This is a genomic window from Streptococcus cristatus, from assembly GCF_001578775.1.
Taxonomy (GTDB): domain Bacteria; phylum Bacillota; class Bacilli; order Lactobacillales; family Streptococcaceae; genus Streptococcus; species Streptococcus cristatus_A.
Genome location: NZ_KQ969063.1, coordinates 120,793 through 139,796, shown reverse-complemented (window position 1 = coordinate 139,796; position 19,004 = coordinate 120,793). Strand labels below are relative to the sequence as shown.

General features: G+C 45.9%; 12 protein-coding genes. 7 read left to right on the top strand and 5 right to left on the bottom strand.

All coding sequences use genetic code 11. The features are described from left to right. The first annotated feature begins 38 nt into the window (after window positions 1–38). Window positions 39–8,336 (top strand): SIALI-17 repeat-containing surface protein, encoded by an 8,298-nt coding sequence (locus SCRDD08_RS09030; protein WP_061423392.1) that lies wholly within the window; start codon window positions 39–41, stop codon window positions 8,334–8,336. A gap of 84 nt (window positions 8,337–8,420) precedes the next feature. Here SCRDD08_RS09030 and SCRDD08_RS09025 read toward each other — a convergent pair whose 3' ends face one another. The 4 genes from SCRDD08_RS09025 to SCRDD08_RS09010 all read right to left on the bottom strand — a co-directional run bounded on the left by SCRDD08_RS09025 (window position 8,421) and on the right by SCRDD08_RS09010 (window position 11,129). Continuing rightward, the gene (locus tag SCRDD08_RS09025) at window positions 8,421–9,212 is read right to left on the bottom strand and encodes a nucleotidyltransferase domain-containing protein (RefSeq protein ID WP_061423391.1); all 792 of its coding nucleotides are present in this window, start codon (window positions 9,210–9,212) and stop codon (window positions 8,421–8,423) included. A gap of 297 nt (window positions 9,213–9,509) precedes the next feature. Further along, window positions 9,510–9,920 (bottom strand): EVE domain-containing protein, encoded by a 411-nt coding sequence (locus tag SCRDD08_RS09020; protein ID WP_061423390.1) that lies wholly within the window; start codon window positions 9,918–9,920, stop codon window positions 9,510–9,512. Continuing rightward, on the bottom strand, window positions 9,913–10,374 hold the full coding sequence (locus SCRDD08_RS09015; protein WP_061423389.1) for a MarR family winged helix-turn-helix transcriptional regulator: 462 nt from the start codon (window positions 10,372–10,374) through the stop codon (window positions 9,913–9,915). Before SCRDD08_RS09015 ends, SCRDD08_RS09020 begins: the two co-directional genes overlap by 8 nt. A gap of 107 nt (window positions 10,375–10,481) precedes the next feature. Further along, a complete protein-coding gene (locus SCRDD08_RS09010; RefSeq protein ID WP_061423388.1) occupies window positions 10,482–11,129 on the bottom strand; it encodes a metal-dependent transcriptional regulator in 648 nt (215 codons plus the stop codon). A gap of 203 nt (window positions 11,130–11,332) precedes the next feature. Here SCRDD08_RS09010 and SCRDD08_RS09005 point away from each other — a divergent pair, with 203 nt between their 5' ends. Genes SCRDD08_RS09005 through SCRDD08_RS08995 form a run of 3 tightly spaced genes read left to right on the top strand, consistent with a single transcriptional unit; the run spans window position 11,333 to window position 13,892 of the window. Further along, entirely contained in the window at window positions 11,333–12,415 is a 1,083-nt protein-coding gene (locus SCRDD08_RS09005) for a DUF3114 domain-containing protein (RefSeq protein WP_414162615.1), read from the top strand. A 15-nt stretch (window positions 12,416–12,430) separates the two neighbouring features. After that, on the top strand, window positions 12,431–13,297 hold the full coding sequence (locus SCRDD08_RS09000; RefSeq protein WP_061423386.1) for a Cof-type HAD-IIB family hydrolase: 867 nt from the start codon (window positions 12,431–12,433) through the stop codon (window positions 13,295–13,297). Continuing rightward, on the top strand, window positions 13,260–13,892 hold the full coding sequence (locus SCRDD08_RS08995) for an SGNH/GDSL hydrolase family protein (RefSeq protein WP_061423385.1): 633 nt from the start codon (window positions 13,260–13,262) through the stop codon (window positions 13,890–13,892). The genes SCRDD08_RS09000 and SCRDD08_RS08995 overlap by 38 nt, the downstream gene beginning before the upstream one ends. A gap of 265 nt (window positions 13,893–14,157) precedes the next feature. On the opposite strand, the gene SCRDD08_RS08990 is transcribed toward SCRDD08_RS08995, so the two are convergent. Further along, complete coding sequence (locus tag SCRDD08_RS08990) at window positions 14,158–14,595, bottom strand: GNAT family N-acetyltransferase (protein WP_061423384.1); 438 nt, start codon at window positions 14,593–14,595, stop codon at window positions 14,158–14,160. Window positions 14,596–14,929: 334 nt separating this feature from the next. On the opposite strand from SCRDD08_RS08990, the gene spxB reads away from it, so the two are divergent. From spxB to SCRDD08_RS08975, 3 genes are all read left to right on the top strand, one after another. After that, window positions 14,930–16,705 (top strand): pyruvate oxidase, encoded by a 1,776-nt coding sequence (spxB, locus tag SCRDD08_RS08985; RefSeq protein WP_048772305.1) that lies wholly within the window; start codon window positions 14,930–14,932, stop codon window positions 16,703–16,705. Window positions 16,706–16,924: 219 nt separating this feature from the next. Beyond that, window positions 16,925–17,185, top strand: a complete 261-nt coding sequence (locus tag SCRDD08_RS08980) for a SemiSWEET family transporter (protein ID WP_061423383.1) — start codon at window positions 16,925–16,927, stop codon at window positions 17,183–17,185. 227 nt (window positions 17,186–17,412) lie between these two features. Then, window positions 17,413–18,852, top strand: coding sequence for a 6-phospho-beta-glucosidase (locus SCRDD08_RS08975; RefSeq protein WP_061423382.1), 1,440 nt, complete (start codon window positions 17,413–17,415; stop codon window positions 18,850–18,852). The last annotated feature ends 152 nt before the right edge of the window (window positions 18,853–19,004 follow it).

Genomic DNA, 19,004 nt, shown 5'->3' with positions numbered 1-19,004 from the left:
ATTTTTATTAGCTTATTATATGAAGAAAAGGGAATTTTATGAAAAAAAGAGTCACTGGTGACATATACCAGCGCTATTCTTTTAGAAAGCTGTCTGTAGGTCTAGTTTCCGCTACTATCGGAAGCTTCTTTTTGTGTACCACAATGGGAGGAGCTGTCAGCTCTGTTGAGGCAGCGGAAGCGTCTGCCAATCAGTCTACCCTCGTTCAGTATCACTATGTGGTGGAGAGCGATCTGACTGAGGCTGAAAAAGCTGCTATTGTGAAGGAACTACCCAAATTTGCGGAGGAAAATTCGGACGCTTATTATTTGGTTTACCGTCCGACAAAGCAAGAAAGCTTGTTAGGAAAGCTCCCTAAGACAGGGGAGTCAGGTCTTTTGGGAGCGGCTTTTGCGACTACAGGACTGGCCTTGGTTGTTTTAGTGCTAGCGCGAGGGAAGAATGGCAAGAGATACCTGTCTTCTATTTTGCTGGTGACAGGCTTGGGTTCTGTGCCTCTGCCAGCTTCTGTTTTGGCAATCAGCAGTATGGATTTGGCTGCCTATAATCAAAGTCTGACGTTGACCGTTGGCGATCAGTTGCCAGAACCATTGAAAATTGCTGGCTACCAGTATATTGGTTATCTAAAAAAAGAAGCGCAGCATCAACTAGCTCAAAGAGGAAACTCTCAGCTTCCAGCTCTGCAAAAGGAAGCCTCAGCTAGTCAGCCTGATCAGCAGTTGAAAGACCTAGCAAGTCGCCCTAAGAAAACTGAAGCTCCGAAAGAGGCGCAGCCTGCTGGCGGAGACTATCTCTCCGAGAAGGAAAGGGAGGAAATTGCTGCTAAAGAAGGGGAATTTGCTCGTCAAACACCTGTTCATGAGCGATCAGAGCTGCAATTTACAAGTCAAGCAAGGACCGAGACCAAAGAAATTCCCTATAAAACGGAGTATCAGTATTCAGATGACTTAGCCGAAGGACAATCTCGAGTGATCCGCGCGGGCATTCCAGGGATTCGCAAGATCGTAACACGTCACTATAGTGTTGAGGGAAAAGTCATAGAGAGCAAGCAGGTTTCCGATCAAGTAACCACTGAGCCTGTTTCAGAAGTTGTTTTAGTCGGGACTGCAGCAAATAAGGCTGTACCTAAAGAAGCTCCAATACATAAAGTTCCAGAGCTCACTAGTTATGGCACGGTCCCTGATAATGCCCCGGTACAAGAGGTTCCAGAGTTGTCTGACTATGGTACAGTTCCGGATAGCGCTCCCGTGCATGAAGTCCCCGAGTTAACTGATTATGGTACAGTTCCAGATACCGCTCCCGTTCATGAAGTTCCTGAGCTCACTAATTATGGCACCGTTCCCGATACTGCTCCCGTGCATGAAATCCCTGAGTTAACTGGCTATGGCACCGTTCTCGATACTGCTCCCGTGCATGAAGTCTCCGAGTTAACGGAGTATGGTACTGTTCCCGATACCGCTCCTGTGCAAGAGGTTTCCGAGCTTACTAGTTATGGCACAGTCCCTGCTAGCGCTCCCGTGCATGAAGTCCCCGAGTTAACGGAGTATGGTACTGTTCCCGATACCGCTCCCGTGCATGAGCTTCCCGAATTGCCTGGTTATGGCACGGTTCCCGCTAGTGCTCCCGTGCATGAAGTCCCTGAATTAACTGGCTATGGCACCGTTCCCGATACTGCTCCCGTGCATGAAGTCCCTGAGTTAACTGGCTATGGCACGGTTCCCGATACTGCTCCCGCGCACGAGAAACCAGAGCTCACTGATTATGGCACCGTTCCAGACAGCGCTCCTGTACATGAGGTTCCTGAGCTCACTAGTTATGGTACGGTTCCAGATGCCGCTCCCGTGCGCGAGAAGCCTGAGTTAACTGATTATGGTACCGTTCCGGATAGCGCCCCCGTGCATGAAGTCCCCGAGTTGTCTGGTTATGGTACGGCACCTGCTAATGCTCCCGTACATGAAGTCCCCGAGCTCACTAATTATGGCACCGTTCCTGCTAGTGCTCCCGTGCACGAGTTACCCGAGCTCACTGATTATGGCACAGTTCCTGAAACTGCTCCAGTCCATGCACTTCCTGAGTTAGAGTTGGTTGCAAAGGATGAAACACGAGTAGAGAAAATTGACTTTACCACACGTGAAGAAGAAACAGATGAGCTAGTTCGTGGTGCCCGCCACATCGTCACTTCAGGTGTTCAGGGTGAACGTACGATCAAGACTCGTATCTATAGCTCCAACGGCCAAGAACTTGCCCGCCAAGAGTTGTCCAACGAGGACACTTTAGCTCCGGTCACACAAGTTGTCAAAATTGGCACGGCCAAGCCACATATGGTACCGAGCACCGCTCCGCAAGAGCCCGCTTTACCAGCATATCCACTGACTTATACGGATGAAACGCGAGTAGAGAAAATCGACTTCACCACGCGAGAGGAAGAAACGGATGAACTTGTCCAAGGTGCTCGTCAAATCGTCATTCCAGGTGTTCAGGGTGAACGTACGATCAAGACTCGTATCTATACTTCCAACGGCCAAGAACTTGCCCGTCAAGAGCTGTCCAATGAGGAAACTTTAGCCCCAGTCACACAAGTTGTCAAAATTGGCACAGGCAAGCCACATATGGTACCGAGCACTGCTCCGCAAGAGCCCGCTTTACCAGCATATCCGCTGACTTATAGGGATGAAACGCGAGTAGAGAAAATCGCCTTCACCACACGTGAAGAAGAGACGGATGAGCTTGTGCAAGGTGCTCGCCAAATCGTGACTCCAGGTGTACCCGGCGAACGGACCATCAAGACTCGTATCTATACTTCCAACGGTCAGGAACTTGCCCGTCAAGAGTTGTCCAACGAGGAGACGCTAGCCCCAGTCACGCAAGTTGTCAAAGTTGGCACCGCCAAGCCACATATGGTACCGAGCACTGCTCCGCAAGCATCTGCCCTCCCAGAGTATCCGCTGACCTACAGGGATGAAACTCGAGTAGAGAAAATCGCCTTCACCACGCGAGAGGAAGAAACGGACGAGCTGGTTCAAGGCGCTCGCCGTATCGTTACTCCAGGTGTTCAAGGCGAACGGACCATCAAGACTCGAGTTTATACTTCCAATGGTCAAGAACTTGCCCGCCAAGAGTTGTCCAACGAGGAAACGCTAGCTCCAGTCGCACAAGTTGTTAAAATTGGCACCGCCAAGCCACATATGGTACCGAGCACTGCGCCGCAAGAATCTGCCCTCCCAGAATATCCGCTTACTTATAGGGATGAAACGCGAGTAGAGAAAATCGACTTCACCACTCGAGAGGAAGAAACGGATGAGCTTGTACGAGGTGCCCGCCACATCGTCACTCCAGGAGTGCAGGGCGAACGGACCATCAAGACTCGTATCTATACTTCCAACGGCCAAGAACTTGCCCGTCAGGAGTTGTCCAATGAGGAAACTCTAGCCTCAGTTACGCAAGTTGTCAAAATTGGTACCGCCAAGCCACATATGGTACCGAGCACCGCCCCGCAAGCATCTGCCCTTCCAGAGTATCCGCTTACTTATAGGGATGAAACGCGAGTAGAGAAAATCGATTTCACTACGCGAGAGGAAGAGACGGATGAGCTAGTTCAAGGCGCTCGCCGCATCGTCACTCCAGGAGTGCTAGGCGAGCGAACCATCAAGACTAGAGTTTATACTTCTAACGGTCAAGAACTTGCCCGCCAAGAGCTGTCCAACGAGGAAACGCGGGCAGCAGTTGCTCAGCTTGTCAAAGTCGGCACAATAAAACCGCACATGGTACCAAGCGATGCCCCGCAAGTGGAAGCCTTGAAAGAGTTCGATTTGATTTCGCTTCACAATCTACTGACAGAAGCGGAGCAAATCAAGGCTCAGGCTCGTTATTTCAACGATAGTCAAAGTCGCCAAGCAGCCTATGATACCGCTTTGACTGCAGGCCATGCACTTCTCAATCAGTCACAAGCCAGCCAGGCGGAAGTCAATCAGCTGGTGGAGCAAATTAATCAAGCTAAAGTTCAGTTACAGGGGCTTGAAGTGGACAAAACGCGTTTGCAAAATGAACATGCTTTGGGCAGCACTGTGCAGACAACCGTCCAATATAAGAATGCTGATGCAGATAAGAAAGCCGCTTATACGAACGAATTGACCAAGGCAGAAGGAGTTCTGAATAATCAAACCGCCACACAAGTGCAGGTCAATCAAGCTTTTGCCAGCCTGACAGCAAGCAAGGCCGCTCTAAATGGTGTGCCTAAGGTCAAGCCGACAGTTTCAATCTTAAGTCTGACAGAAAATCCAGAGGACAAGTCGGTCACGGTTCAATACAGCTTGAAAGACAAGACAAAATCCCTGCGCTCAGCGACAGCTGAATTGTACAAGGGAGACCAGCTTGTTCGCTCGCTTCCGATTGACAATGTGGCAGGAAGTCTGAAGATTGATAACTTGGACTACTATACAGGCTATACCCTGAAAACCAAGTTGACTTATGAGCTGGATGCTGGCAGCCTGACTGATCTTGAAAAAGATAGCCGCAACTTTGAGTTGCAATACAAGAAGATTTCCTTCCGTGATATTGATTCGGCAGAGTTTTACAGAAAAGAAAAGGATCAGTTCAAGCGTGTCGTTTCCATGAGCACTATACCGACGGACCTGTCTACCTACTTTGTCAAAGTCAAATCGAGTGAATCCAAGGACATGCTCCTGCCAGTTCACAGCATGGCAGAAGGCCAGAAGGATGGCAAGGCTGTCTACAAGGTAAGGGTCTCTCTACCTGAGCTGGTACAAGAGGGCGACACAGGCTACAAGTCTGGCTATGACTTCTATATCAGCAGGGCAGTACCTAGTCAGCAAAATGTCTACACAAGCTTTGCTGGTTTGGTAGACGCCATGAAGAAAAATATGGCTGGCAACTTTGTTCTTGGAGCCGATTTGGATGCGAGCGAGGTCAGTCTGGCACCTGCGGATTATGTCTATCTCCGAGGAAACTTCACAGGCAGTCTGACTGGTAATCACAATGGCAAGCAGTATGCGATTTATAATCTAGCCAAGCCTTTATTTGAAAACCTCAAGAGCGGTTCCTCTATTTCTAATTTGGACCTGAAAGAGGTCAATATTGTCGGAACCTATGACTCTGCTGCCTTGGCCCGTAGTGCAGATAATGCGCAAATCACGGATGTTTCTGCCCAAGGTAGAGTGTCGGTAGTGGGCAATGCTTCGCAAGTGGCTGGTTTGGTCGTTGTTGCAAGCAATAGCCAGATTACCAACAGCTCCTTTACGGGAACTATCCAGACCAATGACAAGCAGTACAAGGCTTATAATGTCGGCGGTTTGGTTGCCAACCTCAAGGGAGGAAATTCCTTGCTGAGTCAGAGCAGGGCGGATGTGACCATTCTGGCAGGTGCTAGAACAAACGAGCAGCGCTTCGGCGGTCTGGTCGGTCGCTTGGAAGACAATGCCCGCATCAGCCGTTCTTATGTGACTGGAAAGATCCAAAATTCTACGAAGAATGGTCAAATCGGCGGAGTGGTTGGTTCTAATTATTTCAATGGCTTGATTGACAATGTTATCAGCAATGTCAGCGGTACAAATGTCTACAGCATTTCTGGCGACCAAGATTACAAGAATGATCGCATAAAAGAAGCCTATGCCGTTGAAGGAAACGAAACTTTAGGTAATGATCAGTTTGTCACTTCTACTCTGACTTTGGACGAGGCTGAAGAGAAGCTGGCTAGCCTAGACATTACGACCACGCTAGAGGACAGCAATCTCAATCTCCACACTGTTGACTACAGTAAGGAAAAGAATGCTCGTGCAGACCGTCTGATAGCCTATGCCAATATGGAAAAACTCCTGCCATTCTATAATAAGGAAACCATCGTTGCCTACGGCAATAAACTTCCAGATAATCACAAGCTTACTAGAGAGTATTTGCTGGATGTGGTTCCGATGAAGGGCGACCAGATGATCACCGATATCCATAGCAACAAGACTGCGATTAATCGCCTGATGTTGCACTTTGAGGATAAGACGGTTGATTATCTAAATCTGACCTATAAAGGAGACTTCAAACATCAATCTATCGCAGAGTATGCTGTGAATGGTTTAGACCTCCTTTATACACCAGAAACCTTCCTATCAGACTATAGCAGAATTCTCAATCAAGTGCTGCCAGAGTTGAACAAGGTTGTCCTTGACTCACCAAATATGCGAACTGTTTTAGGTGTGAATGCAGATGCTTCTCTGGATGAGCTCTATATGGACACAGCCTTTGAGCAAGTCAAGACCAAGTTGGCAGAAGAGTTGCGTAAGGTTCTGGCTATGGACAAGTCCATCAATACTGAAGGCGATGTTGTAGCTGACTATGTAGCTCAGAAGATTAGAGCCAATAAGGAAGCCTTCCTGCTGGGTCTGACCTATCTCAACCGTTGGTATAATATCAACTATGACAAGACCAATGTCAAGGATTTGTCGGCCTATAAATTTGACTTCTTTGGAAATCATAATGCTTCAACACTGGATACCATTATTTCACTTGGTCAGTCTGGTTTTGAAAATCTCAAGGCCAAGAACAACCATCTGGCCTACGATAACTCGCTCTCTGAAGCGACTGGCAAGCGCGGCCTCTTCAACTATCTGGAAAGCTATCGCCAGCTCTTCCTTCCAGACAAGACCAATAACGAATGGCTCAAGACCAATACAAAAGCCTATATCGTTGAGTCCAAGTCGGATGTGGCAGAAGCCAGACAGCTTCAGGATGCAGCCGAGGGCAAGAGTAAGTATTCTGTCGGTGTTTACGACAAGATTACTGCGGATAATTGGGAACATAAGGGCATGCTCCTGCCACTCCTGACCATGACTGAGAAGGGTGTCTATGTCATCTCCAATATGTCCACCGTCTCCATGGGAGCTTATGATCGCTACCGCCTTGATGCCAATAACAGGGTGCGAACAGATGCAGAATTGGTTGAGTATGTCGAAGACCGAGTTAGAAAGTCAGCTGAATGGCAGCGTGACCACTATGATTTCTGGTATAAGATCCTAAGCCCTGAAAGCAAGGACAAGCTCTTCCGTTCTGTTCTGGTTTACGATGGATTCTCATTGGTTGACAAGGATGGTAAAAGATATTGGGCTCCAGCTAATGACAAGAAATCACTAGCTATGCAAGAATTCTTTGGACCAGCCGGTAAGTGGTATCCAAGCAAGGGATACAATGCCTATGCTACGGGAAGTGTCACCCACTTTGATGCTGCTCGCTTGTTAGAAGACTATGGGAACTCCGTCTACACCCATGAGATGACGCATAACTCTGATGGTTCGATCTACTTTGAAGGTTATGGTCGCCGCGAAGGACTGGGGGCTGAGCTCTATGCTCGTGGTCTCTTGCAGTCTACACCAAGTCCAAATGAGCCTACCATCACCCTCAATACCCTCTTCAAGACGGACAAGGACTCTAAGACAAGGATGCATACCTATAACTTTAAGGAACGTGTCCAAAATGCAGCAGATTTGCAGCACTATGTCCATGGTATGTTTGACATGATTTACACGCTGGATTACTTAGAAGGTACTTCAATGGTCAAGCAGAGTGATGCAGCCAAGCTCCAGTGGTTCAGAAAGATGGAGAATTACTATATCACTGATAAATATGGTAATCAGACCCATGCTGGTAACCAGACGCGCAGCTTCACCGCAGAAGAAATCAAGAAGTTGACCAGCTTTGAATCCCTGATTGACAATGATGTCATCACCCGTCGGGAGAATAAGGATAGCGGACAGTATCCGCGTAATGGCTACCTCAGTCTCAGCCTCTTCTCGCCAATCTACTCAGCCTTGAGCAATCCAAATGGGGCGCCGGGAGACGTCATGTTCCGTCGCACAGCCTATGAATTGCTGGCAGCCAAGGGCTACCATGAAGGATTTGTCCCTTATGTTTCAGGGAAATTCTCCGAAGAGGCTGCTGCAGAAGGCAAGACGACCTGGGATGGCTGGCTCAGGAGAGACGTTGGTCTGGTGACAGATCAGAAGGTCTTGGAAAATGTATTCAAGGGTGAATATGCTTCATGGGCGGCCTTCAAGAAGGCCATGTACCAAGAGCGGATTGACCAGCTAACCAAGCTCAAACCAATCACCATTGAGTACGAACTCAGAAATCCTAACAGTACCAAGCAAGTAACCATTCGCTCGTATGCAGAGATGCAGAAGCTGATGGACGAAGCGGTCGCAGAGGATGTGCGCAACATTACCAATGCGACAAATCGTGTGGAAGCTAGCTGGGTCAACCTGCTCAAGAAGAAGATTTACAACGCCTATCTTCGTGAAACAGACGACTTCAGGCAGTCAATCTTTAACAAATAAGCCTTAGGTTGCTTGTCGAAAATAGCAAAAAGCTCATGAACCAGCTGAAAAACTGGTTTCATGAGCTTTTTATCTGTTGAAATTCTAGATGGATGCTTCAATCAATTGCTTAAGATTGTCTAGGAGGCTATCCAAGGCTAGGGCCGCTTTCTGTTGCTGGTCTGGCTGGTAGAGATGTTGGAAGTAGTCTTGGATATTGGCTTCAAAATCCTGAGGCAGGCGGGAGCAATTTTCTTTGGCATACTGGAGCATGCGCTTTTCGCCTGGATGGAGCTGCTCATCGAGGGCAAAGAGGGCATCAAAGTAAGAGGCGAAAAACTCACTGCTGCGGTGATTAATGCTGAGCAGATCTTGGCGCTTGAGGGCCTTTTTGATCTGTCTTGAAAAAGCTGGCATAGCTTGGTCGAGAAGTAGGAGCTGCTTACTGATGATATTCCTTTTCAGCTCAGCCGGATAGGGCAGACTGTACTTGCTCTGGAGAGCAGCATAGCGGCCGTCTCGATCGTAGAGAATCTTGCTGTGGATCAGATTGTACCACATACAGGTAGTGTAAGAATTCTGGGCTTGGTGCTCTAAAACGACAGTTCGCAGGTCTTGGTCAAAGTCGTCCAGCGAGCGGTAAATCAGCTCAATCTCGATACCATTATTGAGGACGCAGTCGTCTTCCAGTTCCCAAAATTGATTGCCGATTTCCATATAGGAGCAGTACTTGCTGAGGATTTCTTGGCGAATAGCTGGCTCAATAGGAGCGCTCAGGTAGACATAGACATCATAGTCTGAGTCTTGGTCAAAATGCTGGCCGGCCCGTGAACCTCCGAGAGCTAGAGCTTCCACTTGCTCCAGCTGGGCCAATTCTTTAAAGAGATTTTGTGGCATAATTTTGTCCTTCTTAATTTTTTGACATCATTCTAGCAAAAAGTGAAAAGGTTTGCAAGGGGGGTAAATAGGATCTTTTCTTTCTTTTAAAAAACTTGATGAAGTGGAAGTGTCTAGAGTATTATTTTGATCAGAAAAGCCTTGGTCTTTCTAGGAGGTTTGTGATATGATTTGATTTATTCTTTTCAGTAAGGTAGATAGGATTTTTCCTAAAAAACTCCATAATTCCTGCTAAAACAATTATAGAGCATATGATATCGGATACGAAAAAATAGGAGGTCAGGATGTCCCAGCCTCCTATTCTTCCTTCATCTGTTCAAAGATATAGAGAAAAAATTCTTTTGAAACTTCGAAATGTCCGTATCTTATCTGAGAAGCATATTGGCGCCATTCGGGATGTGGCCGTACCTGTTCAATGGGGCAGTCTTTGACAGGTTGGTAGTAGCTGACGTCACGTCGAAAAGGGAAGAAATCTTCAAACATTTCTACTTGATAGGCTGTGTCATTTAGAATCTTGCCAACTGCTGTAAAGGCCTGCAGCTTTTCCTGACCATTCAGCTGATACTTAGGGCTGTAGTACAAAAGGTAATCTCCTTTTTTCATTCGGTTCAGCGGTGCTTTCTTTCCATGGCAGACTTGGCAAAAGCCCCCCTCTACACCTCTTAGGACGTGTTCTTTTGATACGACACCAATCCAAAATCTAGTCATTTTCTGCCTCCAGTTTCATTAAGAGTTGATTGAATACTTCTGTTTTATTTTCTAATTTTCCAAAGAATGTCTGATCAATGCCTTCTACCAGAGGAAGGGCTTGGTTGACTTTTTGCAGTCCCGTATCCGTTAGAAGTATGATGTTGGCACGGCTGTCCTTGGGATGGACTTCCCGCATGATCAATTCTTTTTTGACCAAGAGGCGGATGATTTGGGATACGGTCATGACATCCATGTCAGAGAATCGAGCAATATCGGTCTGACTTACCCATTCTTGCTGACGCAGGAGTGCAGCAAGAGTGGTCAGAATGACAAATTGGGGATGGGTTAAATCAATGGTTTTCAGCTCATTTTTAATCAGCCCATGCCACTTGTGGTAGGCGCGGATAAAGAGCAGACCGGTTGATTTTTTATATTCATCCTTGTAGATGGAGTTAAACTGCGATGTTTCCATTAGCTTTTCCTCTAAATATTTTATAAGTATACTTATTATATTTCGACATCTTATTTTTGTCAATAAAAAAACCAGTTTAAGACTAAAAAGTCTGAACTGGTTTTTGTTTATAGTTTTTCCACATAAATCTGCTGGGCAATCATAGGGCTAACTTGGATTACTTGGCCATCCACTTCCAGTTGATAGAGCTGGCTGTAGTCGTCATACTGGAGGAAATTGATTTCTTGGTCTATGTTTAGATTGTGCTTTTCCAGATAAGCCAAAAGCTCAAAGTCGTCGTGGACACGGCGGATGAGGTAGTTACCGGGCTCTTGAGCGGAGGCCAGAGTTTGATGGTATTTTTCTTTCAGCAGCTGGTATTTGGCTGGGATTGTGCCACCATGAGGGCAAGTCTCTGGGAAATCTAGCATTTTTTCCAAGCCTGCGACAAAGCGCTCAGAAACGGTATGTTCCAGAATTTCGGCTTCCTGATGGATTTCGTCCGTGGTGTAGCCCAGCTTTTGGACCAAGAACACCTCAATCAATCGGTGCTTGCGGTAGAGGTCAGAGACCAGTTGCAGGCCTAGGTCGGTCAGCAGGTAGCCGGCCTTTTTGTCCTTGATTAGGAGTTCTTCAGCCAGCATTTTCTTCATCATCTCCGTCACGGCCGGCGGAGAAACCTGCATGTGCTGGGCGATTTCTTTATTGGTGATTTTTCCCTGGCGCGTGCCAATCTCGTAAATACATTTTAAATAGTCTTCTTTATTTGGCGTCATCTTTTGTCCTCGTTGTTTTCCTAAGACTAGTATAGCAAAAAATGCTGAAAGAATACAATTTGAGGCCGAAAGTTCCATTGTACGTTGACTTTTACATGAAATTTTGGCATATTTAGAGATAAATAGGAGAGGTATCGAAGGCTGCATGAACCTGCTAGCGGAGCCCTAAACGGTGCTAAAGAAATTTCATATGATGGATGTGGATGGTGATGGAAGTAGAAATCGAGCAATACTGCCTAGAATTACAAGCGCGCGGCTGGTCTCAAGCTGTTCTTGATAAAGTTTTTCTAGCAGAAATAGCGTCATTGCCGCATGAATCAGCTCGCCAAGTTTTTTTTGAGGAGGCCCTTATATTTGGCAGTCCGCTCTTTCAGAAACTGTGGTCTTTTGAATGCCAAGCAGTCCAGCCCCAGCAAGCTGAGAAGTTGTTGAAGCTAGCTATGTTCTATATGGATATGCCTGACGAATTGAGTGGGGAAGCAGCAGAAATCACCCGCTTGCTCTCACGTATACATCCGGACTTATCGCCACACTCTCCCTTTTGGCATCAGTTTTCTCAAACGATTCGGCATGCTTTTTCTCCGGCAGACTTTATTGCAGACAGTGGCAATCAAAGATTAAAAGGTCAGTTGCACCAGTTTCGCTACGTTATTTCTTGTCAGCAAGTTCAGTGGGTCAGACAGCATTTTCGTAAACTGGGGATGACAGACGGCCAGGCTCTTGTAGCCTATTTTCAGGCGCACCCTAATCTAGACTGCCAGCTATGGGAATCTTCACGGCTGCACAATAAAGCCTTTGTCAATAAGGGCCAGGTGACCTACCCAGACCAGCAGCCCTATCAGGCCAATATCAAGATTCTCCATCGTTTCCATACCGAGTTTATTCTAGATAGGGAAGGGCGATTCCTTAATGTTTTGGATCCGGAAAGTAGCAGTCAAAATGGGCTAGTTAATGGAGCCAGTTTTAATTACGGGAAGAAACCCTCGCTTTTCAATCATAGTTCCCATTATTATTACGATGTCAAAAGTCCAGCCCAGTGGGATCCCCAGTTTCGTAAGCTGGAGATTCGAAATGGCGGGCAAGCTTTCAAAGCCCCTCAGAATAATCGAGGCTCGGCTGGTTACCATACGTCTAGAAGTCACTATGCGATTTCAGGGAAAAGCGCTAAAAGTCAAGTAGATGCTCAAGTAAAAAACTTTGAAAAATCATTAGTCGAAAAGTTAAAAGGGAAAGGTTATCTCAAATATTTATGGAATAAAGTGAAAAATAAGTATCTGAGACTATAGAAATGAGGTGGGAAGATGCCAATTAAAATGATCGCTACGGATATGGACGGCACCCTTTTGGATCCGCGAGGAGAGCTGGATTTGCCACGCCTGACAGCAGTCCTAGACCAGCTGGAGGAGCGGGATATCAAGTTTGTCGTTGCGACGGGCAATGAAATTCAACGAATGCGCTTATTGTTGGGCGATTTGACAGAGCGTATGACCCTGATCGTCGCCAACGGCGCTAGAATCTTTGAAAAGAATGAAATGTTGCTGGGCACCTTCTGGCAGCCTGATTTGATTGCGGATACGCTGGCTTATTTTCAGGGTCAAGAACGAGAGGTGCATCTGGTGGTCACTTCCACTAAAGGTGGCTTTGTTCAGGATGGCACTGATTTTCCGATGATTAGCAAGATTATGACAGAAGAAATGGCGGTCCATTTCTACAAACGAATGAATTTTGTGCCCAATCTGCAAGATCATCCGTTTGAAGAAGTGCTAAAGATGAGCGTTGTGGTAGATGAAGCGCAAGCAGCAGAGATTACGCAGCAGATCAATACAGCATTTGCTGGAAGATTGAGTGCTGTGACCAGCGGCTATGGTGCGATTGACATTATCCAAGAAGGTCTTCACAAGGCTTGGGGACTTCGTCAGCTCATGGATCGGTGGCAAATCAAAAGCAAGGAAATCATGGCTTTTGGCGACAGCGAAAATGATTTGGAAATGCTGGAACTAGCGGATTTTTCCTATGCGATGGAAAATGGGGATGAGAAGATTAAGCGCATTGCCAGTCGCTTGGCACCAGCCAATGCAGAGGCCGGCGTTTTGCAGGTAATTGAGCAATACTTAGAAAAAAGGAGTCTAAATGGCAGTTCAACTATTAGAACAGTGGCTTTTAAATGAGCAGGCAAAGATCCAGAAAAATTATCGGGATCTGAATCAGCTTGCAGTAAAAGAGCCAGCGATTATTTTTATCGGTGATTCGATTGTGGAATATTTTCCGCTGCATGAGCTATTGCAAAGCCCTAAAACTTTGGTCAATCGTGGCATTCGTGGCTACAAGACTGATTTGCTTTTAGAGAACTTGGATGCCCATCTTTTTGGGCAGGCTCTGGACAAGGTTTTTCTCCTGATTGGAACCAACGACATTGGCAAGGAGATGGCTCAGACTGAAACCTTGGCCAATCTGGAAGCGGTTGTTCAGGAGATTTCCCGCGACTATCCTCTGGCTCAGATCCAGTTGCTGTCCGTCCTGCCTGTGAATGAGCAGGAGCAGTACAAAGGGACGGTTTATATCCGAACGAACGAGAAAATCCAAGCCCTCAATCGTGCCTACCAAGACCTAGCAAGCATCTATACCAATGTCCATTTTCTCGACCTTTATGATAACTTCTTGGATGAGAGCGGTCAGCTGCGGGAGGATTTTACGACGGATGGCTTACATTTGACCATTGCTGGCTATGCGACGTTGTCAAAAGCTCTTCAGCCTTATCTTTGAGAAAATACTTCTATCTTAGCTTGCCTATTCAAGCAGTTAAAATTGAAATTTCAAAACGAGAGTGGGACAGAAATCGGTAATTCGTTAGAATTCGATTTCGTCGTCCCACCTCCGCACAGTTGAGTAGGGCTGTAAAAGCTGATGAAATCAGCTTAGTAGAGCCCACTCAACCACTGCGTCTTGCTCGACGATCCAAAGACAATTGAGAGGCTAGGACTTTTGTCCCAGCCTCGTTTTCTATATTCACTAGAGATTTTTGCTTGCTTTAGTCTAGCCACTGGATAAAGGCTGTTTTGTCTTGGTGGTTGTAGCCAGCCCGTTTATAAAATTCCCAGGTGCTTTCTTTCTTGGAGCCCGTCAGCAGCATCATTTTGTAGCAATTGGCTTCGGTCGCTAATTTTTTAGCAAAATCAAGGCATTCACTAGCATAGCCCTTGCCTCTAAAGTTATGATGAGTAACGACATTTTCAATCAAGGCGTAGGGGCGTAGTCCTCTCGTGAGATTGGGAATGACGACACAAATACAAGAAGAAACAATCTTTCCGTCAAGCACTTTGACAATGATATGGTGGTCTGGGTCTTCTACCATGCGCTGCCAGATTTTTTGTAAGGTTGGACTTTTTTCTGGAATGGCCGTCTCGTGCAAGGAGAGATATAAATGGAGTAATTCATCTAGGTCGTTTGGACTGGCTTCTCTGATCATCTTTTCACCTACTATTTGGAATGTTTTCGTTTACCTATCAATATTATAGCATGTTTAGCCCTTAAATTTCTAATTTGCTCTGAATTAAAATCTTCCCCAGTTTCAAAGGTCAGCGAGAGTCACGTTCACCTTTTTCTGAAATCTATTATAATATACATTTCAAAAGTCAGAAAAATCTCATAATTGTTATGTAATAGTTCTAAAGCGTTCCTGAGCATATTCTTATACAAGCGGTGGAAAAAGTGATAAATTTGTAGAGTAAGTTTATTGAAACGTTTTCATTATATTATCTGAAAGTTTTCGATAAATAATTTAATTTTGAAGGAGAGTTATTATGACTCAAGGGAAAATTACTGCATCTGCAGCAATGCTCAACGTATTGAAGACATGGGGCGTAGACACCATCTACGGTATCCCATCAGGAACACTCAGCTCACTCATGGATGCTTTGGCTGAAGACAAAGATATCCGCTTCTTGCAAGTTCGCCACGAAGAAACCGGTGCTCTCGCTGCCGTTATGCAGGCTAAATTCGGCGGCTCAATCGGGGTTGCAGTTGGTTCAGGTGGTCCAGGTGCGACTCACTTGATTAACGGTGTTTACGATGCAGCTATGGATAACACTCCATTCCTTGCTATCCTTGGATCACGTCCAGTCAACGAACTCAACATGGATGCCTTCCAAGAGCTCAACCAAAACCCAATGTACAACGGTATCGCTGTTTACAACAAACGTGTCGCTTACGCTGAGCAATTGCCAAAAGTAATTGACGAAGCTTGCCGTGCTGCAGTTTCTAAAAAAGGTCCAGCCGTTGTTGAAATCCCAGTAAACTTCGGTTTCCAAGAAATCGACGAAAATTCATACTACGGTTCAGGTTCTTACGAGCGTTCATTCATCGCTCCTGCCTTGAACGAAGTTGAAATCGACAAAGCGGTTGAAATCTTGAACAATGCTGAGCGTCCAGTGATCTACGCTGGTTACGGTGGTGTCAAAGCTGGTGAAGTGATTACTGAATTGTCACGTAAAATCAAAGCACCAATCATCACAACTGGTAAAAACTTTGAAGCGTTTGAATGGAACTACGAAGGTTTGACTGGTTCTGCTTACCGTGTTGGTTGGAAACCAGCCAACGAAGTTGTCTTTGAAGCAGACACAGTTCTTTTCCTTGGTTCAAACTTCCCATTTGCTGAAGTTTACGAAGCCTTCAAGAACACTGAAAAATTCATCCAAGTCGATATCGATCCATACAAACTTGGTAAACGTCATGCCCTTGACGCTTCAATCCTTGGTGACGCAGGTCAAGCAGCGAAAGCAATCCTTGACAAAGTAAACCCAGTAGAATCTACTCCATGGTGGCGTGCAAACGTGAAGAACAACCAAAACTGGCGTGATTACATGAACAAACTCGAAGGTAAAACTGAGGGTGAATTGCAATTGTACCAAGTTTACAATGCAGTTAACAAATACGCTGATCAAGATGCTATCTACTCAATCGACGTAGGTAACACAACTCAAACATCAACTCGTCACCTTCACATGACACCTAAGAACATGTGGCGTACATCTCCACTCTTTGCGACAATGGGTATTGCCCTTCCTGGTGGTATCGCTGCTAAGAAAGACAATCCAGATCGCCAAGTATGGAACATCATGGGTGACGGTGCATTCAACATGTGCTACCCAGACGTGATTACAAACGTTCAATACGACCTTCCAGTTATCAACCTTGTCTTCTCAAATGCTGAGTACGGCTTCATCAAGAACAAATACGAAGACACAAACAAACACTTGTTTGGTGTAGATTTCACAAATGCTGACTACGCGAAAATTGCTGAAGCACAAGGAGCTGTTGGATTTACCGTTGACCGTATCGAAGACATCGACGCAGTCGTTGCAGAAGCTGTTAAACTCAACAAAGAAGGTAAAACTGTTGTCATCGATGCTCGCATCACGCAACACCGTCCACTTCCTGTAGAAGTGCTTGAGCTCGATCCAAAACTTCACTCAGAAGAAGCCATCAAAGCCTTCAAGGAAAAATATGAAGCAGAAGAACTCGTACCATTCCGTTTCTTCCTAGAAGAAGAAGGATTGCAATCACGCGCAATTAAATAATTCCTCTCATCGAAAATCAAATGTAAACTTTGTAAATTTTATTCTTTGATTTTCTTAGAGCAGAACTTGAAAAGATCGGAGCAATCCGGTCTTTTTCTTTATCTTTTTACTTATCATAGGATTGTGATAGTTTACATCTTCATAACAAAGGGGAAAAAGGGCTTGATTGTTTTGGACTATCGTTATAAAATATAACCGAAAATGAAAGAGGTATTAAAAATGTCTGAAAAACAAATGAAAATTTTAGGTTGGGGTGCAACCTTTATGTCCGTAATGATGTATGTGTCTTATTTTCCACAAATCATGAACAACCTAGCGGGTCAAAAAGGGAATTTTATCCAACCGCTCGTCGCAGCAATCAACTGTAGCCTTTGGGTCTACTATGGCTTGTTCAAAAAAGAAAGAGATATTCCGCTTGCAGCAGCTAATGCACCAGGAATTATTTTTGGGCTGGTGACGGCCATCACGGCTTTGATTTAAGAGGAATAAGAGAAGACTGATTTTCAGTCTTCTTTTTTGTTTCAGGAGAGGCTAATTGCCTTTTTCTTAAAAGATGATTTTTTTAAAGAACCAGACTCTGAAAATTTGTCGAATAAAACAAAATAGTAGAATAGTATCAGTATTTCGCAGTTTTTTATAAGAAAAGGTTTACAGAAGGAGCTATAATATAAGTAAATAAACAAGCAAATAAGAAAGCGAGTAGAATTATGACTGAAAAACTGACTTTTCCTGATGGTTTCTTGTGGGGCGGAGCGACAGCTGCCAACCAGTGCGAAGGCGCTTATGATGCGGATGGTCGCGGGCTGGCCAATGTAGATGTGGTGCCGATTGGTGAGGACCGTCTGGCCATCATCACGGGTAAGAAAAAGATGTTTGACTTCGAGGAAGGCTATTTCTATCCAGCTAAGGAAGCCATTGACATGTACCATCGCTTCAAGGAGGACATTGCCCTCTTTGGCGAGATGGGCTTTAAGACCTATCGTCTGTCCATTGCTTGGAGTCGGATTTTTCCTAAGGGGGATGAGCTGGAGCCCAATGAAGCTGGCCTGAAATTTTACGAAGACCTCTTTAAGGAATGCCATAAGTACGGCATAGAGCCCTTGGTGACCATTACTCATTTTGACTGTCCCATGCACTTGATTGAGCAATATGGTGGTTGGCGAAATCGTCTTATGCTGGAATTTTACGAGCGTCTCTGCCGCACTCTCTTTACCCGCTACAAGGGCTTGGTCAAGTACTGGCTGACCTTCAATGAGATTAATATGATTCTGCATGCGCCTTTCATGGGAGCAGGTCTCTGCTTTGAAGAAGGCGAAAATGAAGAACAGGTCAAGTACCAAGCGGCCCATCATGAGCTGGTCGCGTCAGCCATTGCCACCAAGCTGGCTCATGAGATTGATCCGGAAAACAAGGTCGGCTGTATGCTGGCGGCGGGGCAAAATTATCCTAACACCTGCCATCCACGCGATGTATGGGCTGGCATGGAGGAAGACAGGAAAAACTATTTCTTCATTGATGTGCAGGCGCGTGGTGAATATCCTAACTACGCCAAGAAAGCTTGGGAGCGCGAGGGCATCACTGTCGAAATGACAGAAGAAGACCTGCAGCTGCTCAAGGAGCATACGGTGGACTTCATTTCCTTCTCATACTACTCTAGCCGGGTAGCTTCGGGCGACCCTAAGGTCAATGAGTTGACCGCAGGCAATATCTTTGCTTCTCTCAAGAACCCTTATTTGGACGCTTCTGAGTGGGGCTGGCAGATCGATCCACTGGGCTTGAGAATAACGCTTAACACTATCTGGGATCGTTATCAAAAGCCCATGTTTATCGTGGAAAATGGTCTGGGCGCAGTGGATACTCCGGATGAAAATGGCTATGTGGCTGATGATTACCGGATTGACTATCTGGCAGCCCATGTAAAGGCTATGCGGGAAGCCATCAATGAGGACGGTGTGGTGCTGTGGGGCTACACGACCTGGGGCTGTATTGATCTAGTATCAGCCGGCACTGGCGAGATGAAGAAGCGCTATGGCTTTATCTACGTGGACCGGGACAATGAAGGTAAAGGAACACTCAAGCGCTCCAAGAAGAAATCCTTTGACTGGTACAAGGAAGTCATCGCGACTAACGGAGCATCTGTCAAATAACATAAAGGAGGCTGGGACAAAAGTCCTAGCCTCTCAATTGTCTTTGGATTGTCGAGCAAGACGCAGTGGTTGAGTGGGCTCTATTACGCTAATTTCATCAGCTTTTACAGCCCTACTCAACTGTGCGGAGGTGGGACGACGAAATCGAATTC